Origin of the sequence: Micromonospora sp. NPDC050276 (genome assembly GCF_044459545.1) — a bacterium.
GTDB lineage: Bacteria > Actinomycetota > Actinomycetes > Mycobacteriales > Micromonosporaceae > Micromonospora.
Genome location: NZ_JBITJA010000019.1, coordinates 73,662 through 99,075 on the forward strand (window position 1 = coordinate 73,662; position 25,414 = coordinate 99,075).

The 25,414-nt window shown below is 72.0% G+C and carries 14 protein-coding genes; 11 read left to right on the forward strand and 3 right to left on the reverse strand.

Features of this window, described 5'->3' with window-relative positions:
• Positions 1 to 528 precede the first annotated feature (528 nt).
• The 9 genes from ACIBF8_RS29115 to ACIBF8_RS29155 are packed head-to-tail and all read left to right on the forward strand — an operon-like array spanning position 529 to position 20,716.
• Positions 529 to 4,470, forward strand: a complete 3,942-nt coding sequence (locus ACIBF8_RS29115) for an amino acid adenylation domain-containing protein (RefSeq protein WP_396787121.1) — start codon at positions 529 to 531, stop codon at positions 4,468 to 4,470.
• Positions 4,467 to 11,114, forward strand: a complete 6,648-nt coding sequence (locus tag ACIBF8_RS29120) for an SDR family NAD(P)-dependent oxidoreductase (RefSeq protein WP_396787122.1) — start codon at positions 4,467 to 4,469, stop codon at positions 11,112 to 11,114. Before ACIBF8_RS29115 ends, ACIBF8_RS29120 begins: the two co-directional genes overlap by 4 nt.
• A gap of 33 nt (positions 11,115 to 11,147) precedes the next feature.
• Entirely contained in the window at positions 11,148 to 12,695 is a 1,548-nt protein-coding gene (locus ACIBF8_RS29125; protein WP_396787123.1) for an ABC transporter substrate-binding protein, read from the forward strand.
• Positions 12,692 to 13,639 carry an ABC transporter permease gene (locus ACIBF8_RS29130; RefSeq protein ID WP_396787124.1) on the forward strand — a complete coding sequence of 316 codons (948 nt, stop codon included), beginning with the start codon at positions 12,692 to 12,694 and terminating at the stop codon, positions 13,637 to 13,639. The genes ACIBF8_RS29125 and ACIBF8_RS29130 overlap by 4 nt, the downstream gene beginning before the upstream one ends.
• Entirely contained in the window at positions 13,636 to 14,433 is a 798-nt protein-coding gene (locus tag ACIBF8_RS29135; RefSeq protein ID WP_396787125.1) for an ABC transporter permease, read from the forward strand. The genes ACIBF8_RS29130 and ACIBF8_RS29135 overlap by 4 nt, the downstream gene beginning before the upstream one ends.
• Positions 14,430 to 15,893: an ABC transporter ATP-binding protein gene (locus tag ACIBF8_RS29140; RefSeq protein WP_396787126.1), complete on the forward strand. Its 1,464-nt coding sequence runs from the start codon at positions 14,430 to 14,432 to the stop codon at positions 15,891 to 15,893. Before ACIBF8_RS29135 ends, ACIBF8_RS29140 begins: the two co-directional genes overlap by 4 nt.
• Before the next feature lie 16 nt (positions 15,894 to 15,909).
• Positions 15,910 to 17,280: a class I SAM-dependent methyltransferase gene (locus tag ACIBF8_RS29145; RefSeq protein WP_396787136.1), complete on the forward strand. Its 1,371-nt coding sequence runs from the start codon at positions 15,910 to 15,912 to the stop codon at positions 17,278 to 17,280.
• Positions 17,277 to 18,701, forward strand: coding sequence for a methyltransferase (locus tag ACIBF8_RS29150; RefSeq protein WP_396787127.1), 1,425 nt, complete (start codon positions 17,277 to 17,279; stop codon positions 18,699 to 18,701). Before ACIBF8_RS29145 ends, ACIBF8_RS29150 begins: the two co-directional genes overlap by 4 nt.
• Entirely contained in the window at positions 18,698 to 20,716 is a 2,019-nt protein-coding gene (locus ACIBF8_RS29155) for a condensation domain-containing protein (RefSeq protein ID WP_396787128.1), read from the forward strand. The genes ACIBF8_RS29150 and ACIBF8_RS29155 overlap by 4 nt, the downstream gene beginning before the upstream one ends.
• Before the next feature lie 82 nt (positions 20,717 to 20,798).
• On the opposite strand, the gene ACIBF8_RS29160 is transcribed toward ACIBF8_RS29155, so the two are convergent.
• Positions 20,799 to 21,719: an NAD(P)/FAD-dependent oxidoreductase gene (locus ACIBF8_RS29160; protein WP_396787129.1), complete on the reverse strand. Its 921-nt coding sequence runs from the start codon at positions 21,717 to 21,719 to the stop codon at positions 20,799 to 20,801.
• 101 nt (positions 21,720 to 21,820) lie between these two features.
• On the opposite strand from ACIBF8_RS29160, the gene ACIBF8_RS29165 reads away from it, so the two are divergent.
• Positions 21,821 to 22,936 (forward strand): saccharopine dehydrogenase NADP-binding domain-containing protein, encoded by a 1,116-nt coding sequence (locus ACIBF8_RS29165; protein ID WP_396787130.1) that lies wholly within the window; start codon positions 21,821 to 21,823, stop codon positions 22,934 to 22,936.
• Between the two features lie 263 nt (positions 22,937 to 23,199).
• Here ACIBF8_RS29165 and ACIBF8_RS29170 read toward each other — a convergent pair whose 3' ends face one another.
• Positions 23,200 to 23,412 (reverse strand): hypothetical protein, encoded by a 213-nt coding sequence (locus ACIBF8_RS29170; RefSeq protein WP_396787131.1) that lies wholly within the window; start codon positions 23,410 to 23,412, stop codon positions 23,200 to 23,202.
• Positions 23,413 to 23,628: 216 nt separating this feature from the next.
• Complete coding sequence (locus ACIBF8_RS29175) at positions 23,629 to 24,351, reverse strand: class I SAM-dependent methyltransferase (protein WP_396787132.1); 723 nt, start codon at positions 24,349 to 24,351, stop codon at positions 23,629 to 23,631.
• Positions 24,352 to 24,468: 117 nt separating this feature from the next.
• Between ACIBF8_RS29175 and ACIBF8_RS29180 the strand changes: the two genes are divergently transcribed.
• Positions 24,469 to 25,323: a class I SAM-dependent methyltransferase gene (locus ACIBF8_RS29180; protein ID WP_396787133.1), complete on the forward strand. Its 855-nt coding sequence runs from the start codon at positions 24,469 to 24,471 to the stop codon at positions 25,321 to 25,323.
• The last annotated feature ends 91 nt before the right edge of the window (positions 25,324 to 25,414 follow it).

Genomic DNA, 25,414 nt, shown 5'->3' on the forward strand with positions numbered 1-25,414 from the left:
GATCGAGAATGGGATCGACGTCAGCCCCACGCCCCGCGTCCATCGGCGTCGAGGTGGCCGCCAATGTTCACTGGCACCTTGCTGAGGCGATCGGGCAGGAGCGGGCCGCGCGACGACGCGGGACGGGGGTGCCGTCCGCGTCGCCGCCGACGGGTCTATGGCCTCACTGCCGGGGGCGGCCGCGGCGAGCACCGCCGTCCCCAGGTCGGGGCCCGCACCCACGTCGAGCCGGGCAGCGTCGGTGGCAGTGCCGAGCCGCGGGTCGCTCACCGGCGTGTGCAGGACCTGCCAAGCCGGCTCCCTGAGCAGGTCAAGGCGCTCCCCGGGGGTCTGGTGATCATCGGCCATTCCACCACCCTACTGGAAATCGTAACCGTTACCGCCTGGGGGTTCGGCTGGTCACCTGCGCCGCGGCGACCTCGCCACCATGATTGATATGGAATTCATTTTCAACTAAGGTCTTCGGTGCGCAACCCGTCGTCCTCCCGGCGGAGCGCTCCACACTGCCGTCGCAGCTACGGAGACCGGATGAGCCTGCCCCTGAAGCCCGAAGCAGCCCTTGACGACGTACTCGACTGCCTGGCCGAGGTGCTCGGCACGGACCTAGAGCTGATCGACGCCGAAACACCGCTGACGGCCCTGGGACTGGAGTCGTTCACCGCCGTACGGCTTCGCCGCAGGATCCGGGAGCGCATCGGACGCGACCTTCCGCTGACGGCGTTTCTCGACAACGCAACCGCACTGAACCTCGCCCGGCACCTGTCAGATCCCACTGGGCAACTGCCCAGCGCACCGGCCAGCCGGCAGTCGAACGACCCGTCGAACTTTCCGTTGACCCCGATTCAGGAGTCCTACCTTGTCGGGCGGGAGCCCGGCCTGGTTCTCGGCGGGGTGGCGACCTACTACTACTACGAGTACGACCGGGCAAGCGACGACGCCACTGCGGACCTCCAGCGGCTCGAAGCCGCCTGGAACCGGCTGGTCGACCACCACCCGATGTTGCGGATGGTGGTCGACCAGCGTGGCCGCGGGCAGATCCTGTCCTCAGTCGATCCGTACCGCATCGGCGTCACCGACCTACGCGACGCATCCCCCACACACATGGCCGAGACGCTGGCCAAGCTCCGACACGACCGCTCCCATCAGGTACGCGCCGCCGGCCAGTGGCCGTTGTTCGACCTGCACGCGGCATTCCTGCCCGACGGTCGCACGCGCCTCTACGTGGGAATCGACGTGTTGGCCACCGACATGACCGGCTGGATGCTGCTGATGCGTCAATGGGGACAACTCGCCGCCGACCCCACCGCGTCCCTGCCCGAACCTCCCGCCGACTTCACCGACCTGCTGCGCGCCCGAGCTGCCGACCCGCAATGGACCCGCCGACGTGAACGCGACCAGGCCTATTGGGCGGTCCGCGCCGCCGACCTGCCCGCCGCGCCGCGCCTGCCGGTGACCCGGGCCGCCGACTCCACCGAGCCTCCCCGCTTCGTCCGGCACGCCGGCCGGCTCGACGCCGAAACCTGGCGGGCGCTACGCACCCGATGCGGCGAGCACGGGGTGACGCCAACGGCGACCCTGCTGGCAGCCTTCGCAGTGATCCTCGGGCGGTGGGGCGCCGGCGACCAGGTGTGCCTGAACACCACACTCTTCGACCGACCGGAGAGCCCTGAGGGAATCGACCTGGTGGTGGGCGACTTCACCACCACCGCCCTGGTGGGTACCCCGAGATTCGACCCGGCCTCGTGGAGCGGGTTCGCCGGATACGCGACGGATCTCAACCGCCGGTTCTGGGAGGACCTGGACCACCGGTCGGTCTCGGGGGTGGAGGTTCTGCGGCAGCTCGGTCGCGCCTCCGGTGCGCCGCACTACCCGGTGGTGTTCACGAGTGGCGTGGGACTCGCCGGCGACGCCGCTCCAGCCCCGGCGAGCTGGCTGGGCGAGGAGGTCTTCGGCGTCTCGCAAACCCCTCAGGTACTGCTGGACCACATCGTGTGGGACGAGGGTGGTTCGCTGCGGATCGCATGGGACGCGGTCGTCGACGCCTTTCCCGAGGGCTACCTGCGCGGCCTGCTCGACGCGTACCTCCGGCTGCTGCACCGCCTCACCGAGGCCGCCGCCTGGAAGGACCCGAGCCTTGCCTGGGACCCCTTCGTCCTCGCGGCGGAGCCGCTGCACGTCGAGCCGTTCCCCGATGCCGGTCCGCAGCTGCACGACCCGGTGGCCAGCGCCGCCCGCCGCATGCCCGAGCACCCGGCCCTGTACGCGGGCGGCGCGGCGACCTCGCACGGGCGGCTGGCCGAGAATGTCGCGGCGACCGCCACCGCTCTCGTCGCGGCCGGTGTCCGAGCCGGCGATCTGGTCGCGGTAGCCTGCGAGAAGGGGCCGGCCCAGATCGCCGCGGTCCTGGCCGTCAACGCCGTCGGCGCGGGCTACCTGCCCGTCGAGCCGTCCTGGCCGGATGCCCGCGTGGCCACGATCTGCGTCCGTGCCCGGGTGCGGCACGCCCTGGTCGGCCGCGGCGTACGGACCGGGTGGCCCGAGGACGTCACGCCGCACCGCCTGACCGCGGCCGGACGGCCCAGCACCCGGTCGGCAGAGACAGCCCCGCCGCCATCGCGACCCGATCCGGACGCCACCGCCTACGTCATCTTCACCTCCGGATCCACCGGGCAGCCGAAAGGCGTCGAGATCCAGCACCGGGCCGCTCGCACCACCATCGACGACATCGTCGACCGCTTCGGCATCAACTCCGGTGACCGGGTGCTGGCCCTGTCCGCGCTCAGCTTCGACCTCTCCGTCTTCGACATCTACGGCGTTCTCGGCGCCGGCGGCGCGCTGGTCCTGCCCGACCCGGCTCGACAGCGCGATCCGCAACATTGGCTGGAACTCGCCGAACGGCACCACGTCACGGTCTGGAACACGGCCCCCGCGCTGTTGGAAATGCTCGTCGAGTACGCCGAAATCGATCCGAAGGCGGCCAGTGAAGCCCTGCGCACCCTACGGCTGGTGATGCTGTCCGGAGACTGGATCCCGCTGACCCTCCCCGACCGGTTACGTCGGCTCGCACCGCAAGCACAGGTGATGAGTCTGGGTGGCGCGACCGAGGCGTCCATCTGGTCGATCACCTACCCCGTGGCGGACGTCGACCCGCAGTGGCGCAGCATTCCCTACGGCCGGGCCCTGCGGGCCCAGTCCTTCCACATCCTTGACCCCGATGGTGGCCCGCGCCCGGTGGGCGAGCCGGGCGAGTTGTTCATCGGCGGTGACGGGCTCGCCCGGGGATACATCGGTGATCCGGAGCAGACGGCGCACCGCTTCGCCCGACACCCGGTGCTGAGCGAGCGGCTGTACCGCACCGGAGACCTGGGACGCTGGCGGCCCGACGGGAACATCGAGTTCCTCGGACGCGTCGACCGGCAGGTGAAGATCCGCGGACACCGGATCGAGCTCGGCGAGATCGAGGCCACACTGAGCCGGCACCCAGGCCTGCGGCAGTGCGTCGTGGCCGCGGTGCCCGGTCCGGACGAGCGGCCCCGCCTCGCCGCGTATGTGGTGCCCAAGGCGGGACATGCCGCACCGCCGCCCGCCGAACTGGCCGAAACACTGCGCGAACGGCTGCCCGACTACATGGTCCCGAGCAGGTTCCTCGTGCTGGCGTCGCTGCCGGTCACCCCGAACGGCAAGATCGACCACGCGGCGCTGCCGAACCCGTACCGGGCCGAGGACGACAGCTCGCAAGTCCCACAGCCGCTACAGCTACCGGCCACCCCGCCGACCGCGCCCGCTCCGACCGGCCCAGACTGGGTCGGCCCCGCGGTCGCCGAGGCGGCGGCACTCGGCCTCGACGTCGCGCTCGTCGTACGCCCGGGACGGCTATCACCGGCGCAGGCCCTTGCCGCGTCCGCACGCTGGCTCGAACGGGTCCACACTGGTGGCGGCGCCAACACCGCCACCCTGGTCGAGCGAATTCCCGCCGATGGTCTCGTCGAGCTCGCACACCGGCACACTGATCCGCAGCCGGCAGCTGACGCATCCCCGGTCCCGCGACCAGCCACGGTTGCGCAACCGGCAGCCGCAGCACCCAAGCACCCCGGTCCGGAGCCCGCAGGTCACCAGGTCACCGGCAGCATGCATCCGGCGGATCCTGCCATCACCGACGCCGTCATCGCGATCCTCACCGATCTAACGGGAGAACCGCTGCGGCCGGACAGCACGTTCGCCGCAGTGGGCGCGACCTCGCTCACGCTCGTGCTCACCTACCGCAGGCTGCACGAGAGCATTGCCCCGCGACTCGCACTCGCGGACATGTTCGGCCACGCCACGATCGCCTCCCTCGCCGCCCACATCACCGCCCTGGCTGTCACGCAAGGCACTCGGATACATGAGCCGGCGACCACTTCGGCCCCACCATCGGCCCGACGCTCCTCCCGGCTGGCCGCCCGTACGCGAGCGCAGGAGATTGATCGGTGAGCGGGGCGGACACTCCGACGGAACCGTTGATCGCCGTCACCGCTCTGGACTGTCGCTTCCCCGGCGCGCCCGACACCCACGCGTTCTGGGACCTGCTGGTGTCCGAACGTCACGGCCTCACTTGGCACACCCTTGAGGACCTCGCTGAGCGAGGGGTACCACTCGGGTTGCGCGAGCATCCCGCGTACGTCCCGGTCGGCGGCGTCATCGACGGCCAGGACCAGTTCGATCCGGCACCGTTCGGCTTCACCGACGCCGAGGCCGCGCTCATGGATCCGCAGCAGCGGCTGTTCCTGGAAGCGTGCTGGCGAGCCCTGGAAGCCGCCGGACACGCCAACGGGATCGGGGCCGGAGCCGTCGGGGTGTTCGCCGGCGCGGCCCACAGCGACTACCTGATGCGTAACCTGGCCCACCGCTACACGTCGTCCGCCACTGACCCGGTCGGCAGCCTCCAAACGGCGATGGCGACCGTCGGGGACTACCTGCCCCTTCAGGTCGCCCACCGCCTCGGGCTTACCGGGCCGGCGATCGCCGTCAACACCACCTGCTCCACCTCCCTGGTCGCCGTGCACCTGGCCGCCCAGTCGCTGCTGGCCGGCGAGTGTGACACCGCGCTGGCCGGAGGCGCGTCGCTGATCGTGCCCCAGGGCCTCGGATACCTCTACGTCCCGGACGGGATCTTCTCCATCGACGGGCGGGTACGCACGTTCTCTGCCGACGGCACCGGGATCGTCCACTCCCAGGGGGTCGGTGTCGCGGTCCTGCGCCGGCTCGCCGACGCGCTCGCCGACGGTGATCCGGTGCTGGCGGTGCTGCACGGCTCGGCGGTCAACAACGACGGCGCCGACAAGACCGGCTTCACCGCACCATCCCCACGCGGCCAGGCACGCGTGATCGCCGAGGCGCAGGCCGTGGCCGGCGTGGACGCCCGCCAGATCAGCTACATCGAGACGCACGGCACCGCCACCCACCTCGGCGACGTCGTCGAGGTCGGCGCGCTTCGCCGGGTATTCGGCTCCACGGGTCCGGCCTGGTGCGCCCTCGGCTCAGTGAAGAGCAATATCGGACACGCCAACTCGGCCGCCGGCATCGCCGGGTTCGCCAAGACTGTGCTCGCTCTGCACCACGGGATCCTTCCGGCCTCGCTGGACGCCGAGCCGCTCAACCCGGAGCTGCACCTGGACGGCTCGCCGTTCACCATCGCGCAGCGGACCACGGACTGGTCCGGGCCGCGGTACGCGGGCGTCAGCTCGTTCGGCATCGGCGGTACGAACTGTCACATTGTGTTGGGCAGCGCGCCGACCCCGCCCTCTCCCGAGCCCGATCCGCGTCCGCAGTTGGTGCTTCTCTCCGCCACCAGTGACAGCGCTCTGGCCACTACCGTCGCGGCGACCATCGGCGCACTGGAGACCACGGCGGCACCGCCCGCCGACGTCGCGTATACCCTGCATGAGGGACGGCCGGCTCGACCTCATCGTGCCGCGGCGGTCATCACTGGCGAATGCGCCGCGGACCGGGCCGCCCTACACACCGCGGCGCGCCGCGACGTTAGCACCATCGCCCTCCGGGTCGTGTTCGCGTTCCCCGGCGGCGGCACCCAGTACCCGGGCATGGGCTGCGAGCTCATGGCCGACGAGCCGGAGTTCGCCGACACCGTACGGGAGTGCGCGGCGCTGTTCGACGAGCCGGGCCGGCCCTGGCTGGTCGAGCTGATTCAGGCCGACCGCGCCGACCCGGCCGCGCGGCGGCTCGCCCGCGACCCGGCGTATGGCCTGCCATTGCTGTTCACCGTGTCTCTCGCCACCGCCCGGGTTCTCATTCGCTGGGGGGTACGGCCGGACGTGGTGGTTGGCCACAGCCTTGGTGAGTACGTCGCGGCGGTGGTGGCCGGCGCGCTGCCGGTAGCGGACGCGGCGGCCCTGGTGCGGGTGCGGTCTCGGGGTATGTCACGGACGGCCGGGCAGGGCGCGATGCTGGTGGTGCCATTGGCCGAACCCGCGGTCATGGCGCTGCTGGACGACCACACCGAGCTGGACTTGGCCGCCGTCAACGCACCCGACTCCTGCGTGGTGTCCGGGCCCGAGCCCGCGGTGGCCGCGCTGGAGGCACGGCTGGCTGCGGACGGCCTGGAACCTACCCGGCTGCGGCTGGACGCCGCCGCCCACTCCCGACTCGTCGACCCCGTCCTCCCCGAACTGCGGGCCGCCGCCTCGAGGGTGGACGCGCGGCCACCGCTCGTGCCGCTGGCCACCACCCTCACCGGCGGATTCCTGACGTCCGCACCCGACGCCGAACACTGGGTACCGCACCTGCGTTCGATGGTGCGCTTCTCCGACGCGCTGACGACGGCCGTCGGTAATCAGCCGGCCGTCGTCGTGCAGGTCGGACCCGGGGGCGGCCTGCTGCAACTCGCCCGTCGGCATCGGACGGCGAACCTCGCGGCGGCCATCGCCACGTTTCCGGAGCCCGACGAGCCCGGCGGCGAGCGGGCGGCACTGCTGACTGCCGCCGGCGAACTCTGGACCCGGGGTGTGGGGATCACGGCCGAGGCCCTGCACCGATCCGGCCGGCGGCGGGTGACGCTGCCCGGCCATCCGTTCGATCGGCGCCGGCTGTGGATCGACCCGCCCGAACCGGAGGCCGGGCCCGCGGCGGACACGCCGGATGAGGACGAACCCTTCCAACTGCCGGTCTGGCAGCGCGTACCGGCGCCGGAGGAAGCACCGGCCGTCACCGGTCGCTGGCTGCTGGACGGCCCCGAAAACGAGCCCTTGGTCGAGGCGGTACGGGCACACCTGTCCGCCGCCGGCGTCCGGGTGACCGCCCGGGCCGAGGTCACCGCCGATCCGACGATCCCGTGCGCCGGCGTGGTCGTCTTTGACCTAGCCCCGGACGGCGACGACCCCGCCGAGCGGGTAGCCGAGACGGTGTTGCGTCACGCCGAACTGGCCCGCCTCACGGCCACCTGGGCCCACGACGCTTGCCTGCTGCACGTCACCCGGGCTGCCCAGCAGGTGGAAAGCGCGGATCAGCCGAGCCCAGCCGCCGCCGCCGGCACCGCCATACCTCGGGTCCTGGCGCAGGAGTCTCCCGGCCTGCGGTGGCGCACTGTCGATCTGCCGACGGCCGGGTCGCCGGCCGAGTTGGCCCGTCGGGTCGTCGAAGAGGCGGCGGACCTGATGGCCGGCGGTCGAACCGGGGCAGAGGTGGCACTGCGTGGCAAACAGCGCTGGCTGCGCACCCTGAACCCGTGGCGACCCCGCACGAACGGATCGGAGGACCGGGCGGACGCGGGCACGGCCCTGCTCATCGGTGGGCTGGGCGACGTCGGTCTGACCATGGTCGAGCACCTGGCCGAGCGGGGTTGGCGGGTCGTCGTCACCGGCCGCCACGGCCTCGTACCGGACCCGCCGCCGGGCAGCCCGGCGGCCGAGCGGGTCGCGGCGATCCGACGGCTGACCGACCGGGGTCTGCCGGTGGAGGTACGGGCCGTCGACGCCGGTGATCCGACGGCCACAGCGGCCCTGCTGCGCGACGTCGTCGACCGGTTCGGCCGCGTGGACCTCGTGGTACACGGCGCGGGCGTGGTCGCCTCGACGGCGGTTGTCCCGCTGCGGGCCGTCGACCCGGAGGTGGCATATGGCCACGCGCGGGCCAAGGTCTCGGCCGCCGTGGCCGTGCGGCAGGCGCTGGCGGACCTGCCGGAGGGCACCCGCCCGGCCACCGTGCTGCTGATGTCGTCGGCGACGACCCTGGTCGGCGGCCTGGGCCTGGCCCCGTACGCCGCCGCGAACCGCTACCTCGACGCGCTGGCAGAGCGGTTGGGCGCGGACGGCGCTACGGTCTGGCTCAGCGTGGCCTGGGACGGGTGGCGGGTCGGTCCGGGCGGCGCTGACCGGGCCGTTGCGTCTCGTCACTCGATCGGGCGGCGGGACGGCATGCGGTCGCTGGACCGGCTGCTCGCCGTGGCTGAGCGCGGGCGGGCCCCCGCGCTGGTCGCGGTTTCACCCGCCGATTTGCGTCCCCGCCTGGCCGGTGGGATGACCGTGGTCCAGCGGCCCGCCGCGCCCGTCGGCAGGGACGTCCCCGCGGATGGCGGTGCTCCTCGTGGGGACGCGGAGGCGACCCTCGGCAGAGTTTGGTCAGAGCTGCTCGGGTTCGAGGTGTCCGACCGGGATGCCGACTTCTTCGCCCTCGGTGGGCACTCGCTGCTCGCCACCCGCATGTTGGCCCGGCTCCGCGACGAGCACAACGTTCAGCTACGCCTGCAGGACCTGTTGGCTCGACCGACCATCGCGTCGCTGGCACCGCTTTTGGCAGTGCCCGACCGGCTGGACCCGTCGAGCGACGCAGGCCCGTCCGCGGAGGCCAACCCGCGCGTGGGAATGGCACCTCTTGACGACGCCGGGCCGGACGAGGACGGGCCACGGGAGTTTCCGCTGACCCGCGTACAGCACGCGTACTGGGTCGGTGGCTCCGGCGGCTACCGACTGGGTGACGTGCCCTGTTCGTTCCACCTGGAACACGACTGCCCAGGCCTGGACGTGGCCCGGTACGAGGACGCCTGGAACGTGGTGATCGCCCGGCATCCGATGCTCCGCGCGATCATCACCCCGGAGGGCCGCAACCGGATCCTCGACCGAGTGCCTCGCTACCGCATCCGGGTGCGGGACCTGTCCACGCTCGACGACACCACTCGACAGGAAAGGCTCACCCGCATCAGGGCGGACATGGTCGGGCGGGAACCACGCCCGGGCCGCTGGCCGCTGGTCGACATCCGCGCCGCCCGGCTCCCGGGCGGCACCGTGCGCCTCTTCGTCAACGTCGACGTGCTCGTCTGTGACACCGCCAGCTTCCTCCTCTGGAATCGCGAGCTCCGCGCCCTGTACGAGAACCCTGCAGCCCGGCTGCCCCGCGTGGGTACGACCTTCGCGGCGTGCGTCGCTGCACTGGAGCGGCGCGCACGGGGTCCGGAAGGGGACCGGGCGGCGGAGTACTGGCGCAGTCGGCTTGACCGCCTGCCCGGGGCGCCCGCGCTGCCGGTCCGTCCGGTGCCACCGGGGACCCGGCCTCGGTTCGCCCGACGTACCGCCCGGCTGGAGCCGCCGCAGTGGCAGGCGCTCCGGGCGGAAGCCGCCCGGCGGGGCCTCACCCCGACCGCGGTCCTGCTCGCGGCGTACGCGGATGCGCTGGCCGCCTGGTCCGGGCAGGGACGGTTCGCCATCACCTTGACTCTGTTCGACCGGCCGCAGGTGCACCCGGACGTCAACCTGGTCGTCGGGGACTTCACGTCCCTCCTGCTGCACGAGGTCGACCGGTCCCGTCCCGGGACGTTCGCCGCGGACGCGGCCGAGGCGCAGCGGACTCTCTTTCGCGACCTGGACCACCGCGAGTTCTCCGCGCTGGAACTGCTGGCCGAGAAGTCCGCGCGCAGCGGCCGGACCGAGTCGGTACCGGTGGTGTTCACCAGCGCGCTGGGGCTGACCGACCCGCTCGGCGCAGAGCACGACCTGGACTGGATGGGCACACCCGTGTACGGCGCGAGCAGCACGCCGCAGACCTGGCTCGACCACCAGGTGATCGAGCAGCACGGCGCCCTGCTCCTGCAGTGGGACGTGCTGGAGGACGCCCTGCCCGCCGACGAGGCGGACCAGGCGTTCAGCGCGTACGTCGAGCGGGTGCGGCGGCTGGCCGGCACGGCCGATTGGGAGGCGCGACGACCCGCACGATCGACCGTGGCCGGGCAACCGGCCGAAGCCCCGACGAGCGGCGGTGAGACGGCGCTGCTGCTGCGCGCCGGCGCTGCCAAGCCGCCACTGTTCCTGATCCACCCGTCCGGCGGAGACGTGCTCTGTTACAGCGAACTCGTCCGGCTGCTCACCGACGACCGACCGGTGGTCGGCCTGACCGACCCGGCCCTCACCGGCGGCGTTGAGCCGGCGGACATTCCGGCGCTGGCCGAGCACTACCTGGATGCGGTGCGCGCGTACCAGCCGCACGGCCCGTACCTGCTCGGCGGCTGGTCGATGGGCGGCACCCTGGCCCACGAGATGGCCTGTGTGCTGGAACGGCGCGGGGAAAGTACCGCCCTACTTTTCATGGTCGACTCCAACACGCCGGACCGGATCAAGGTGTTGCAAGGCCCGGGCGTTCCGGGTGCGGTCGCCGCGCTGCGCTACTTGCACTCGCTCGAGGCGTTCCTCGACCTGGACCTCGGACTCGGCCCAGCCGACGAGGCCGAGCTGCTTGGCCGCACCGGCGACGAAATCCGCGCCTACGTCACTGAACGGCTGCGCCACGCCGGCCTGCTCAACGCACGGGACACCGCCGACCTCCGGCTGCGAGTCTTCGAACGTCACCTGCGGACGCTCGGCGAACACCGTGCGGGCCACCTGACCAATCCGGACACCCGACTGCTCCTCATCCGGGCCGCGCTGCGGTCACCGCGCAACAGCGGCGTCGGCATGGGTGTCGACGACGCGCCCGACCTACCGGACCTTGGTTGGCGCGGTCATGCGCTCGGTCCGGTGGACGAGGTCGTTGTCGAAGGGCACCACTACTCGCTGCTCACCGGGGACGCCGCCAAGGCGATCGCCGGCCACCTGGACCAGGCGCTCGCGGCACTGCCGAACACGTTCCGATAACCGCCCCACTCCACCTAGCCGATGGAAGAACCGATGCACATCTCTGTCCAGCCCCGCCTATCCCGGCGCCGGCTGCTGCCCGTCGCCATCGCCACCGCCCTGCTCCTGGCCGGGTGCGGCGCCGACACCACGACCGGCGGTTCCGCCGGTGCGCCGGTCGACGGCGGCACCCTGCGCTACGTCGTACCGGGCTCGCCGGCCACCGCCAGCAACGACCCACACGGCGGACTCGGCAACGAGTCGGACCTCATGCGCTTCGCGCTGACCTACGACGTGCTCACCGTTCCCGGCGTCGACGGGGCCCCGCAGCCGCGCCTGGCCCGTGCCTGGGAGCCGAACCAGACGCTGGACCGGTGGACGATACGACTGCGCGACGACGCCAAATTCACCGACGGTCGGCCGGTACGGGCCCGGGACGTGCTGTATTCGCTCACCCGGATCGCCACCAAGGCCGCCGAGAACTACGGCCGGCTGGCCGACTTCGACATGTCCGCCGCCACCGCGCCCGACGACCACACGGTGATCCTGGTGACCCGGTCCCCGATGGCCGAAGCTCCGAAGGCACTGGAATCGATCAGCTTCGTGGTGCCCGACGGCAGCAACGACTTCTCCACCCCGGTGCCCGGCTCGGGGCCGTTCCGGCTAACCACGACCGACGCTCAGACCGCGGTACTCACCCGCAACAACGAGTGGTGGGGTGAACGGCCGCACCTGGACCGGATCGAGATCCGGGCGGTGGCCGACCCGCAGGCCCGGGCCGCCGCCGTCACCTCCGGTCAGGCCGACGTCGCCGGCAGTGTCAGCCCGGCAGCCGTCAAGGCCGCCGAGGCCAGCGGCGGGGTCCAGGTCGTACGTCGCAAGGGCGTCACCGAGTACCCGGTCATCATGCGCCTGGACAGCGCACCGTTCAACGACCCGAGGGTACGTGAGGCGTTCCGACTCGCCGCCGACCGGCAGGCACTCGTCGACACGGTATTCCTCGGTTACGGCCAGATCGCCAACGACCTGCCCACCCCGTACGACCCGTCCTACCCGAAGGGCCTCACCCAGCGCACCCGGGACCTGGATCGAGCCAGAGACCTGCTCAAGCAGGCCGGACACGCCGACGGATTGACGCTCACCCTGCACACCACCACGTCGTACCCCGGCATGGACACCGCGGCCACTCTGTACGCCAAGCAACTCGCCGACATCGGCGTGCGAGTCGAGGTGAAGCTCGAGCCGGCCGACACCTATTGGACCCGGATCTACGCCAAGGAGGACTTCTACGTCGGCTACTACGGCGGCATCTCCTTCCCTGACCTGGTGCGCGTCGGGCTGCTGGCCGCCGCCCCGACCAACGAGACCGCCTGGCGCAGCGCCCCGTTCGACGCCGAGTTCAACGCAGCCATGGGCATCCTCGACCCGGCCGAGCGCAACGCCCGGCTCGCCGGCATCCAGCAGACCCTGTGGCGCGACGGCGGGTACGTGGTGTGGGGTGTCGGAGACGGGCTGGACCTCACCGCGCCCGGTGTGCACGACCTGCCCGACGGTCCGGGCTTCCAGCGGATGTTCGTCGAACGTGCCTGGAAGGCGAAGTGATCGCACGCCGACTCGCCCGCACGGCGCTGCTGGTACTGGCGGCCACCGCGGTGGTCTTCGCCGCCACCGAGGCGCTGCCGGGAGACGCGGGGACCCTCCGGGACGCCGGGCGGGCGTCACCGGAGCAGGTCGCACGGGCACGCGACCAACTGGGTCTGGACGAGCCGGTGGTCCTGCGGTACCTGCGGTGGCTGGGCGGGCTGCTCCGGGGAGACCTTGGCCGGTCGCTGAGCAGCGGCCGGCCGGTGAGCGACCTGCTCGGCCAGCGCCTGCCCACCACCATCAGCCTGGTCGCCGCCGCGCTCGCGGTGACCGTGCTGCTCACCGTGGCCGGTCTGGTCGTCACGCATTTGCGTGAGGGCCGGGGCGGGGCGCTCGCCGCCGGGTTCGCCGCGGTGCCGCAGGCCGTCTACGCGGCGACTCTCGGCGCACTGCTGTCCGGGATGTTGGGATGGCTGCCAGCCGTGTCGCTGCTGCCACCGGGTGGCCACGCGTGGCAGGAGCCGAGGATGCTCGTACTGCCGGCACTGACCCTCGCGCTGCCGTCGGCCGCGTTCGCCTGCACGCTGCTGCGCGGCGTGCTCACCGACACCCTGCGCCGGGCGCACGTCGTCGACGCGTACCGGCGCGGTCTGCCACCGGTCCTGGTGCTGCGCCGGCACGTGCTGCCGTTCCTAGCCGTACCCGCGATCCAGGTGCTGGCCCTGACCGCCGGCTGGCTGGCAGCCGGAACCGCCTTGGTGGAGACGGTGTACGGTCTGTCCGGCCTCGGCGGGCTGCTCGTGTCGGCGGTGGCGGTACGGGACGCGCCGGTGGTGCAGGGCGCCGCCCTCGTGCCCGTCGTGACCGTGCTGATCGGGATGCTGCTCGCCGACCTCGCCGCCGCGACCGTGCACCGGAGCGCCACCTGGAAGCCGACTCGGGTGACGGGCGGTACGCCGTGACGCGCACCCGCTGGGGCACCGCAACGCTGGTCGCTGCGCTGACGGTGCTCACGCTGGCCTTGCTCGGCCGGCACCTCGCCCCGCACGACCCGGAACAGCCGGTGGCCCTGCCCTGGTCGACGCCGTCGGCGCGGCTGCCGCTCGGCACCGACGCGCTGGGCCGCGACGTGCTCTCCCGAGTGGCTGCCGGCGGCGTGAACCTGCTCGAGATCACTCTCACCGCCACCGCGGCGGCACTGCTGACCGGCGTGTCGCTCGGGCTGCTCGCGGGGTGGTGGCCGACCCGGGCGGGCCGTGTCGTGCAGTGGCTCGGGGACCTGTTACTGGCCGTACCCGCCCTGATCCTCGCCCTGGTGCTGGCGGTGGCCCTGCCCGGTGCGACAGCGGTCGTGGTCGCCTCCGTACTCAGCGGCGCCCCGCTCACCGCCCGGGTAGTGGCGGCGCAGTGCGGCACCATCCGGGACAGCGGCTACGTGCACGCCGCCGTCGAACGCGGTGAACGCGGGCCGGTCATCCTGGTGCGGGAACTCCTGCCGGCGTTGAGTGGCCTGGTGGCGGCCGACGCCGGACTGCGGCTGATCACCGCCCTGCAACTGGCCACCACGCTCGCGGTCCTCGGGTTCGGTCCGCAGCCTCCGGATGCCGACTGGGCGCTGATGCTGAGCGAGAACCTGCCCGGCGCTGCGCTCAACCCCGCCGCGCTGCTGGCGCCCGCCGCGCCGTTAGCGCTGTGCGCGCTGCTCTTCGCTGCCGCGGCACGGGCCGCCGGCCGCCGGCTGGCAGGCGTGGCATGAGTGGGGGACTGCTGGTGGCGAGCGGGCTAACGGTGCGTCGTGTTGCCGATGGCCGGTCCGTGCTGCCGGCCACGGACTTCCGGCTGGAGCCCGGTGAGGTGCTTGCAATCACCGGAGCGTCCGGTACGGGCAAGAGCACTCTTCTGCACGCCCTGCTGGACACCCTGCCCACCGGCCTGTACCGCGCCGCGGGGACGGTGCGGTGGCGTGGCCAGCCGGTCCCGCAGGGCCGGCCGGCTCGTCGTTGGCGGCGGGAACGCTGCCGGTACGTGGGCCAGGACGCCACCTTGGCGCTCAATCCGCTCTGGTCGGTCGAGCGTCTGGTCGGCGAGCAGTTGACCGGCTCCCGGGCGGACCGCGGGCGGCGTGTCCGCGACCTGTTCGAACTGCTCGACCTGCCCACCGAACTCGCCACCCGCCGGGGCGGCGAGCTCTCCGGCGGCCAGGCCCAACGGGTCGCCCTGGCCCGGGCCTTGGCGACTCAGCCGGACCTACTGCTGCTCGACGAACCCACCTCGGCGCTCGACGAGGGCACACGGCGACGGGTCGTCGAGGCGGTACGAGCTCGGCAGGACAGATGCACCCTGCTGGTGACCCATGACCCGTACCTGGTCGCCGCCCTCGCCGACCGGGTGGTGGACCTGACCCCGCCCGTCGCCGCGACTGCGCCTGTGGTCAGTGGCGCGGACGCCGAGAACCCGGTCGCGGACGGGCCCAGCAGGGGTGATCGGGCCGTCCGGTTGGCCGTACGCGGCCTGCGGGTCAGCCGGCCGGATGGAGTGCCGCTGGTGGAGAACGTGCGGCTGGACCTGACGCCTGGGTCCTGGATCGCGATCGTCGGCCCGTCGGGCAGCGGTAAGACCAGCCTGCTGCACGCAATCGTGGGTCGGCGTGCGGCCGGGCAGGGCGAGCTGGTCCTGGGAGGGCGTCCGCTGCCGGCGGACGTCCGGCAACGCGACCGCGACCAGCGACGCGCCGTCCAACTCGTCGGTCAGCACCCGGCCGGAGAACTCAACCCCGCGCACCGCGTCGGCGACGCCGTGACCCGTCCGCTGGCGGTGCTGCACAACCTGGGTCGCCGCGACCGGACCGCGGCGGCGCTGCGACTCCTCGACGCGGTTGGACTCGCGGCCGGGCTCGCGCGCCGACGCCCAGGCGCTCTGTCCGGCGGTCAACGGCAACGGGTCGCGCTGGCCCGGGCCCTGGCCGCGGGACCCGACGTGCTGCTGCTCGACGAGCCGACCTCGGCGCTCGACGAGGCATCCGCCGGCACGGTGCTCGACCTGCTCGAACGGCTGCGGGCGGACGGCCTGGCCATCCTCTCGGTCACCCATGATCCCGCCGTGTCGGCTCGGGCAGACCAGGTGCTGTACCTGCGTGATCACCAACTCGTGGCCGATGCCGGCAACGGTGCACTCGCTGACACCGACAATCGAATGGAGGAATCCGGTGCCCGCTGAAGCGACCGCCGATCCGATGGTGGCCTACATCGCCGAGCACCCGTGGGTCGCCGGCGCACACGCCGACCCGGACGGCTCCATCGTTGTGTGGCCGGACCCCGGCGCCACCGAGTCCGGCCCGCGCCCCGGGCCGCTGGTGCGGGAGCATCTCGACCACTGGGCCGAGGTCTACGACTGGGTGTATCAGGAGGCCGTCGGGCGGCACTCGGACGACCTGGACCTGTCCGGCTGGCGTGCCTCGGACACCGGTCTGCCGCTGCCCGTCGAGCACATGCGTGACTGGTTGACCTGCACCATCGACCTGGTTCTCGCCCAGCGGCCGGTGCGCGTACTGGAGATCGGCTGCGGCACTGGCCTGCTCGCGCACCGCCTGCACCCGCACCTGGATGGCTACGTGGGCACGGACGTGGCGTCTGCGGCGGTACAGCGTCTCGGGCGCGCGAACCTGCCCCGTACCGCCTTCGTCCAGGCCGCCGCGCACGAGACTGTGGCCGCCAGGGTGCGGGCGGCTATGGACGGCGTCTTCGGCGGGGGCGTCGCCCCGGACTGCGTACTGCTGAACTCCGTCACCCAGTGCTTCCCCGGGCTCGACTATCTCGCCGAGGTGCTGCGTCAGGCACTGGACACGGTGGCCGACGGCGGCACGGTGATCGTCGGCGACATCCGGCACAGTGATCTCCTGACCGCGCACTTCACCTGGTTGGAGCAGGTCCGCGACCCGGGGCGCGGCGGGACCGACCTCGAGGCACGGGTACGGGCGGCGATCTCGGCGGACGAGGAGCTGTCCTTCGCCCCCCGCGCCGTCGCCGCCATGCTCATGGCGCAGGACCGGCCGGTACGGGTAAGCCTGCATGCGCGCCCGATGGAGGACGACACGGAGCTGACCCGGTACCGCTACGACCTGATCCTGCACGTCGGTCCCGGGTCCTCGGAGGAGGCCGCGCCAGTCCGGACAATCCTCTGGCCGGGGCAACTCGGTCCAGACGTGGCCGCAACGCTACGGGGTGCAGTAGCCGATCCACCAGTCGTCGTCTCCGGCATTCCCAACGCGCTGCTGGACGACGCCGCGACGGCGATCACGCCGTACGCCCTACGCCAAGCCCTACGCGGGCTGAACGCCGCGGTGCTGCTGGACCCGCACAACCCACGACTGCTGGCCGTCGCCGCACCCGCCGCCTGCGGGCTCCTGACCCTTGAGGCACTGGTCGGCAACGGGCACGCGAGCGGGTCCGAGGCGCACGAGCCCCTTGCCGGCTTCGTACGCCGCCGACTGCCCGAGGTGCTGCGTGACCACCTGCGGCGACAGGTGCCGGGCATCAGACCGCCCAGGATCGTGGTGGCCCACGCCGACGCCGACGCCGACTCCGGCGAGAGGGGAACGCGGTGAACGGTCCGCCGATCGACGCCCTGTCGGACCTACCCGGGGTGGGCGCCTGGCAGTGGGTTCCCGGCCCCGGTCGCGCCACGTTGCTGGTCGCCGCACCCACGCCCAGCATTGCTGAGCGGACGAATCCGCGCGCCGATCAGCCGTTCGCCGACGAGGTGAGGTCGGCGTCGGCGGCCGGGGACGCCGCCGTGGCCGGCGCCAAGCTGTCCGACTTCCCCCAGCTGACCCGCTTGTTGGACGACGTCGCCCTGCTCACGATGGCCCGAGTGCTGCACCGGGCGCGGCTCTTCCACGACGGGGCAAGGCATGACACGGGACAGGTGCTGGACGCGTTGGGCACCGCGCCGCGACACGCCTGGATCGTGCGCCGGTGGCTGAATACGCTGGTGGCCGAGGACCGGCTTCAGTACGACCCGCGGACCGGCCGGTACCACGATCTCGTCGCGCCGGACCGCGTCCGGTATGCCCGAGCCCGGCGGGAGCTGGACGAGGCGCGTCGGGGCTTGGGCTATCCGCCGTCGATGACCCGGTTCTTCCTGGCCACGGCGGAACGGCTGCCGGCCCTGCTGCGGGACGAGGCCGGGGTCCAGGAGCTGCTGTTCCCCGACGGCTGCACCGACACCGCCGAGGGCAACTACCGGGACAACCTGCCCAGCCGTTGGGCCAACCACGCGGCGGCGGCGATGATCGCCAGCGGCACCCGGGGGAAGCGTGGCCCGCTGCGGATCCTGGAGGTCGGTGCCGGCGTCGGGGCGACCACCCGGGCCGTCCTCGACGCGCTCGTCGACACCGAGGTGGATTACCTGTTCACCGACGTGTCGCGCTTCTTTCTCGCCTCTGCGCGGACGCTTCTGGACGACCGGCCGGGTCTGCGCGTCGCCCTGTTCGACGTCAACCTGCCGCCGGCCGGCCCGAATTTCACGCCCGGATCCCGAGACGTCATCCTGGCCGCGAACGTCCTGCACAACGCCCGCCATATCGGCCGGGCGCTTGCCGCGCTGCGGGAGCTGCTCGGCCCCGGCGGACTGCTGGTGCTCGTCGAGTCCTGCCGCGAGCACTACCAAGCGCTCACCTCCATGTACCTGCTCATGTCACCGTCCGCCGACGAGGAGCGCTGGTTCACCGACCTGCGGGCCGGACAGGACCGCGTCTTCCTCACGGCCGCGGAGTGGGCCGACCAGCTGGACGCCGCCGGCTTCGACCCACTGCCCGTCCTGCCCGCCAAGGGCCACCAGCTGGCCGACGCGGGGCAGCGGGTGATCGTCGGCCGGGTCCGCTCGGACACCCGGCGCCCGGACCCCGCGCTCGTCGCGGCGACCCTCGCGGCGAGGTTGCCGCCGGCCGATCGTCCCGAACGGGTCCACGCCGTGGACCGCATCATTTCCGCCTCGTTCATCGCCACGATGGGAGAACCTCGTTGACTGACCCCTCCGGCACCAAGGTGCCGACTGAACTCATCGATGCCGTCCGCGGCGTCTGGGCCGATGTCCTGGACCTCGACGTAACCGCCGTACCGGCCGACGCCAGCTTCCTCAGCCTCGGCGGCGACTCCGTCCTGACCGTACGGATGGCAGCGCTGGTGCGGCAACGGCTCGGTGCGGCGCTGGCCCTGGCCGACGTTCGCGTCGAGCACAGCGCGGCCCGGCTGGCCACCCTCATCCAGGAGCGCGGCACCGCCACAGGCGGCCTGCGGCCCCTGCCGCTGGAGCTGAAGCGCCGGGACGACCCCGAAGCCCCGTTCCCGCTCCTTCCACTCCAGCAGGGCTACTTCGTCGGCCAGCAGGACGGATGGGAGCTGTCCTACCGGTCGGCCCACCACTACGTCGACATCGGACTGGAGGACATCGAGACCGACGAAATCGCCGAGGCGTTGCAGGACGCGTTGGAACGGCTCGCCGAGCACCAGTCGGTGCTGCGCGCGCGGATCCTGCCCGACGGGCGGCAGAGGATCCTGCCTCTGGACGACCCGGAGGCTCTACCGGTGCTGCGGGTGACGGACCTCAGCGCGGCCGAGGCGGACGAGGTCGCCGAGACGTTGGCCGCCATTCGCCGAGAGATGAGCACCGACGGCCCGGAACCGACCCGGGCGTGTGGTCTGGACATGCGGCTGACCCTGCTGCCCGGGGCCAGGGCACGGCTGCACTCCTCGACCAGCCTGATGATTATCGACGGCTGGTCGTCGGGGGTGTTCTACCGGGATCTGTTCGCTCTGGTCACCGACCAGAACGCGATGCTCGCACCGCTGGATGTCGATTTCGGCGACTACGCCGTGACCCTGAACGGGCTGTCCGGGACCGACCAGTGGCGGGCCGACCGCGACTGGTGGTGGGACCGCCTCGACGACCTTCCGCTGCCCCCGGCCCTGCCGCTGATCACCGACCCGGCGGACGTCCGACCGGTTCTGATGGGCGCACGGCAGGCGGTTCTGGACGCGGACCGGTGGGCCACGCTGCGGGGACACTGCGCGCGGCACGGCGTCACGCCGTCCGCAGCCATGTTCGCCGTGTTCTCCACGGCCCTGGCTCGGGCCTGCGGGCATCGACGGTTTCTGCTCAACACCCTGCAACTGAACCGCCTTCCGCTGCACCCGGACGTGCCCCGGCTGGTCGGTGCCTTCTCCTCGACCATGCTGGTGCCGGTGGAACTGCCCGGGTCGGCGACCTTCTCCGACCTCGCGGTCCGCGCCCAGCGCGACATCGGAGAGGCCATGGCGCACAACCTGGTGACCGGGGTGGAGGTCTCCCGCGAACTCGGGCGCCGCCGCGACACCCGACGGCCGGTGGCCCCGGTGGTCTTCCAAAGCACGTTGGGCGTCGACGCCGCGCTCGGCAGCGAGGTACCCCGTACCGCCGGACCGTTGGGCACCATCGACCTGTCCAGCCACTACCAGCAACTGCGGACCCCGCAGGTGGCGCTCGAGGTCCGGCTGTTCGAGCTGCGCGACGAGCTCGTGGTGGTCTTCTCCCTGGTAGAGGAACTCTTCGAAGCCTCGGACGTGGACCGGATGTTCGGGGACGTGATGGGAATGATCGAATCGCTGGTCGACGAGGGCGACTGGTCCAGGCCGCTCGCGCTGCCCGAGCACCTGGACGCGCCCGAGCAGGCGGGGTCGCGCATGCGCCTGTCCGTGCCGGCCCCGGCGGGTGCGACGATCGACGAGCCCGGGCCGCCGCGTGACGACCTCGAACGGAGCATCGCCCGCCACTGGGCGGCGCTGCTCGGCTGCCCAGTGGCAGATCGGGCCGCGAACTTCTTCGGTCTCGGTGGAGATTCACTGCTCGCGGTACGGATGCTTGGCGCCCTCGCCCGAGAAGAGGTCGGACGAGTGACACCCCGTCGTTTCCTCGAACATCCCACGGTGGCGGGGCTCGCCACAGCCGTACGCGAGGCGGGCGGGTCCACCGCTGGCGACATCGGTGTCCCCGGCGAGAGGTGAACGGGCCGTGGCGAGGTGTGCGCCCCGCCACGGCCTGCCCGGCCTGCGGTGTGTCGCCAGGGACCCGGCCCGCTGGCCCGGCTCAGCCGGTCAGCCCGGCGTCCTCCCGGAACAGCTCCTGGTCCAGCCACACGGCGGCACGCGCGCCGTCGGCCGCGCCGGTGACGACGAACGTCAGCGCGTCCGGCAGCGCGGCCAGGCGGGCGGTGTCCCCGGCCGCGTACACGCCGGGCACGGAGGTCCGTTGGAATTCATCGACGCGCACGCAACCGTCCGGCAGCAACTCACAGCCGAGCTGCTCGGCCAAAGCGGAGTGCTGGCGGGTAGGTGCCCGGTGATACACGGCCTGCCGTTCAAGCACCGTGCCGTCGGCGAAGACCAACCGCACGTGACCCTCCTCTCCCTCGATCCGGGTGACGGGCTCCTCACGCACGGGAATGCCAGCGGCGGCCAGCCGGCCCGCGGCCGGTTCGGGAACAGGATGCCCGTTCGTGCAGACGACGACATCGTCACTGAACCGGTCGGCGACGTACAGGGCCTGCATGACCTGCGGCAGTTCGTGCCCGACGACGGCGAGCGCCATGCCCCGCGTCTCCCAGCCGTGGCAGAACGGGCAGTGGAAGACACCCCGCCCGAACCGTTCCGCGAGTCCGTCAACAGCGTCGGTGAGGTCGACCTGCCCCGTTGCCAGCACCAGCTTGCGGGCCCGGCGGGCTTCGCCGTCGGCCAGCGTCACGGCGAACCCGTCTTCGGTACGCGTGACGCTGTCGACTCGGCCCTCCCGCCATTCCACGCTCGGGTACGCCGACAGCTCCTCGCGGCCCACCTTACGCAGCTCGGCCGGGGAGAAGCCGTCCCGGCTGAGGAACATGTGCATTTCGGCGGCTGGCGCGTTGCGCGGGCTGCCGCTGTCCACCACCAGCACCCGCCGGCGCTGTCGGCCCGACACCAGGGCGGCGTTGAGCCCAGCCGGCCCTCCGCCCACCACGATCACGTCGTACACGGGATCCTCCTCGCCGGCAACGCCGGCACTCATCATCCAAACGAAAATGACAATAGTTATCAACTGGCGAGGTGGCCAGCATCCAGAGACGGAGCCACACGATGAGCGACACCACGACGATCGGCATCCTCGGAGGCTACGGAGCCGTTGGCAGCGCGGTGGCGCGCCGCCTTCACCAGAGCACGGCCGCGTCACTCCTCGTTGCCGGACGCGACCTCGGGCGGGCCGAGAACCTTGTTCGCTCGCTGGGCACGGGCAGCGCCCTCGCTGAGCCCGTGGCGGTCGACCTCGCCGACCCGTCCGCGCTCGACCGGTTCGCGGCCCGGTGCGACCTTCTCGTCAACTGCGCCGGCCCGTCGTACCGGATCCTCGACACGGTCGCCCGCGCGGCGCTGCGCAACGGCACCGACTACGTCGACGCCGCCGGTGACGATCCGACGTTCCTGCACCTAAGCAGCGGCGGCGGTGTCCACGAATGGCGGGCAGCCGGGCGGATCGCCCTACTGTCCGCCGGGGCACTCCCGGGCCTGTCCGGACTCCTGCCGCGTCACCTGGCCAACATCGTCGGGCAGGCCACCCGGTTGGATGCCTATCTCGGCGGGGTGGCGCCGCTGACCCCGGCCGCGGCCGGGGACGTGCTGCTCAGTCGCGGCCCCGAGCACGGCACGCCCGGAGCCAGCTGGCGAGACAGCACCGTCCGGGAACGGAGCATTGCACCCCGACGCCACCTGTCGCTTGCCGCTTTCCCCCGACCGGTGGACGCCTTTCCCTTCCTGTCCACCGAGGCGCTCCGGCTCGCTCGCGCACTTCAGATCGGCCAGGTGAACTGGTACACCGCGTTCGGAGGCGACCGCCTCCCTGAGCAGCTGGCCCTGTCCTGGGCACTGCAAGCCACGGACACCGCCGACCTGGTCAATGCGGCGGCCGAGGACGTTCAGCGACACGGCACGTGGTACGGCCAGGAGTTCCACCTCTGGGACGCGGACGATGCCGAGGCGCCAGCGGCCGTCCTGTCGCTGACCTGCGACGACTCCTACGAACTCAGCGGATTCATGGCCGCCGCGACGACGAACGCGGTACTCGCGGGCGAGATACCCGCAGGAGTGCACTTCGCAGCCGACGTGCTCAAGCCCACCAAGATCTTCCAGGCCCTCTCTGCAGACCGGGCAGCGAAGATCAGCCTTCACGAACCGGTCGCTCAGCCCCAGCAATCGTGATTGTCCCTGCTAATCACCACCGTGAAGCCGTCGCCGAACCACCGCACGGCACTGCTGTCCCGGCTGGCCTAACCCGTACGACCGTCCTGTCCGGAGCGGCGCAGGGCACGGCCGCCACTGCGGGTTGAGCCGGTGGTCTTCGATCTTGCCGCTGGTCTGGCATGCCGCCGGCCGCCGGGAGCGGTGCACCGGCGACTTGTGGCGTGCACCGCTACCCGGCTACCAGGCGCCTGCCCGTCGCGCCCCTTCATCGCCGGCAGCGCTCAGGACACTCCTTCGGTTTGGGCGCGCCGACAGACGGAGGGGGCAAGCAGGCGTAGGCCGTTGAGGCCGACGATGACGGTGGAACCTTCGTGCCCGGCCACGCCCAGGGGGAGGGGGAGGTGACCGAACAGGTCCCGGCAGACCAACACGGTGATGAAGGTGCCGGCGATGGCCAGGTTCGCCTTGACGATTCTGCGGGCGCGTCGGGACAAGGCGATCGATGCGGGCAGGGCGGACAGCTCGCTGCGGACGAGGACCGCGTCGGCGTTGTGCAGTGCCAGGTCGGTGGCCTTGGAAATGCCTCGGGCGTGACGGATGGGCCATATCGTTGTTGCGCACTCTTCATCCGGGCCATTGGGGTGCGCATGCCACCGCTTGCGCCGGCTTCCGCCGCACAGGCGGGTTGGTAGGCGCGCCCGACGCCGCCGTCAGAGTCGGCGCACTGCCCGGACGACGTCCAGTGGTCCGACCTCGCCGACAAGGCCCGCCTCGTCCAGGTCAGCGAGCAGGGCCTCGGCTGAGATGACGTGCCAGCGGTAGTCGGTGTGGTCCTCGCGCAGCGCGGTGCCGTCGTCGTCCAGGACCCGGTAGCGCATCCGCCAGGTCACCGCGTCCGAGCCGGACGGTTCGGCGGAGCCGCCGCCTTCGTAGGTGTGGCGGCCGACGCGCACGGTGCCGAAGACCGAGAACGGGAGCGTTGACGGCTCCGTCGGCGGTTGCAGGTTCAGCACCAGCGGTGCGCCGGGGACGAGACGTTCGGCAACCCGGAGCAGGAACGCCCGCCGTGCGTGCGGGTCGAGGTGGCCGATCATGTTGATCGCCAGGACGGCGCCGAGGCGGGTGGGCAGGTCGACGCCGAGTGCGTCGCCGGCTACCACGGTTACCCGTTGCCGCAGGTCGGGGTGCGCGGCGATGCGGGAGAGCAGCACCGCCCGCAGTACTGGCGACGGTTCCACCGCTACCACATCGCCGTGTGGGACGGCCGTGGCGAGGACCTCGGTGCCCAGGCCGCTGCCGGCGCCGACGTCGAGCAGGGTGGCGTCGCTGTCGGCGCCGCGAAGCGCGTCGGTCACTGGTGTCCGCAGGGCTTGCCAGGCCGGCTCACTGAGCAGGTGGAGGTATTCCCCGGAGATCTGGTACTCGTCCCTCATGCCGCCACCGTAGTGGAAACCGTTCCCGTTATCACCTAGGCTCGGGATCTCGGCGCCCGCCGCACTCGGAGGCTGCTCTTTCGGTCTCCGGTCGGCCCTACCAGACGGAAGGAGCCGATGTCGATGACGGAAGGCGCGCGGTCGAACGCGGCCGTCGAAGTGTTCGAGCAGGCCGCATCGACCTACGACCGCACCGGTGTCTCCTTCTTCGGTCCGTTCGGCGCCGAACTCGTCAGGCGCGCCGGCATCCGACCGGGCGAGCGTGTACTCGACGTCGGTTGCGGTCGCGGAGCGGTCCTGTTCCCGGCGGCGGATGCCACCGGCCCCACCGGGCGTGTCACGGGCATCGACCTCGCGCCTGCCATGGTCAGGCTCACCGCCGAGGACGCCAGACGCGTCGGCCTGACCCACGTCGACGTGCGGGTCGACGACGCCCAGCAACCCAACTTCCCACCTAGAAGCTTCGACGCGATCCTGGCCGGTCTGGTCGTCTTCCTGCTGCCCGAGCCGCAGCAGGCACTGCGAACCTACGCGCGGCTGTTGCGGCCCTCGGGCAGGTTGGCGGTCAGTACCTTCGCAGCCCAGGATCCGGCTTTCGTCGCCGCGATGGAGGCGTTGGCTGCGCACCTGCCGGAGGACCAGCCGCGACCGACACCTGCGGCCGATCCATTCGCCGACCAACGGGCGATAACCGCGACCATGGCCGAAGCGGGACTCGTCGTCACCGCTATCCGGGAACACCGGGTCGAGAGCCGGTTCCGCGACGTCGGCCACTGGATGGAATGGATGTCGTCGCACGGCGGGCGGGCACTGCTGCGACACATTCCGCCTGAGCGTCACGACGCCGCGACCGCCGACGCCGACCGGGCGCTCGAATCCGCGCGCGTGCCCGACGGTGGCCTGTCGCTCACCACCGCGATCCGGATCACCGTTGCGGTGCCGCGTGCCGGCGCCGCCGCGTTCGCGCGCTAGGCCGTGTTTCGTAGGGCGCGAAGCCATTGGTTGATGGCGGCGATGGTGAGGGTGGCTTCGTAGCGAACGGCGAGTTTGTCGTAGCGGGTGG

Bases quoted from the DNA above. Each gene is read 5' to 3' on its own strand.
- ACIBF8_RS29115 (WP_396787121.1), top strand. From the start codon at position 529: ATGAGCCTGCCCCTGAAGCCCGAAGCAGCCCTTGACGACGTACTCGAC.
- ACIBF8_RS29125 (WP_396787123.1), top strand. From the start codon at position 11,148: ATGCACATCTCTGTCCAGCCCCGCCTATCCCGGCGCCGGCTGCTGCCC.
- ACIBF8_RS29140 (WP_396787126.1), top strand. From the start codon at position 14,430: ATGAGTGGGGGACTGCTGGTGGCGAGCGGGCTAACGGTGCGTCGTGTT.
- ACIBF8_RS29145 (WP_396787136.1), top strand. From the start codon at position 15,910: ATGGTGGCCTACATCGCCGAGCACCCGTGGGTCGCCGGCGCACACGCC.
- ACIBF8_RS29165 (WP_396787130.1), top strand. From the start codon at position 21,821: ATGAGCGACACCACGACGATCGGCATCCTCGGAGGCTACGGAGCCGTT.
- ACIBF8_RS29175 (WP_396787132.1), bottom strand. From the start codon at position 24,351: ATGAGGGACGAGTACCAGATCTCCGGGGAATACCTCCACCTGCTCAGT.
- ACIBF8_RS29180 (WP_396787133.1), top strand. From the start codon at position 24,469: ATGTCGATGACGGAAGGCGCGCGGTCGAACGCGGCCGTCGAAGTGTTC.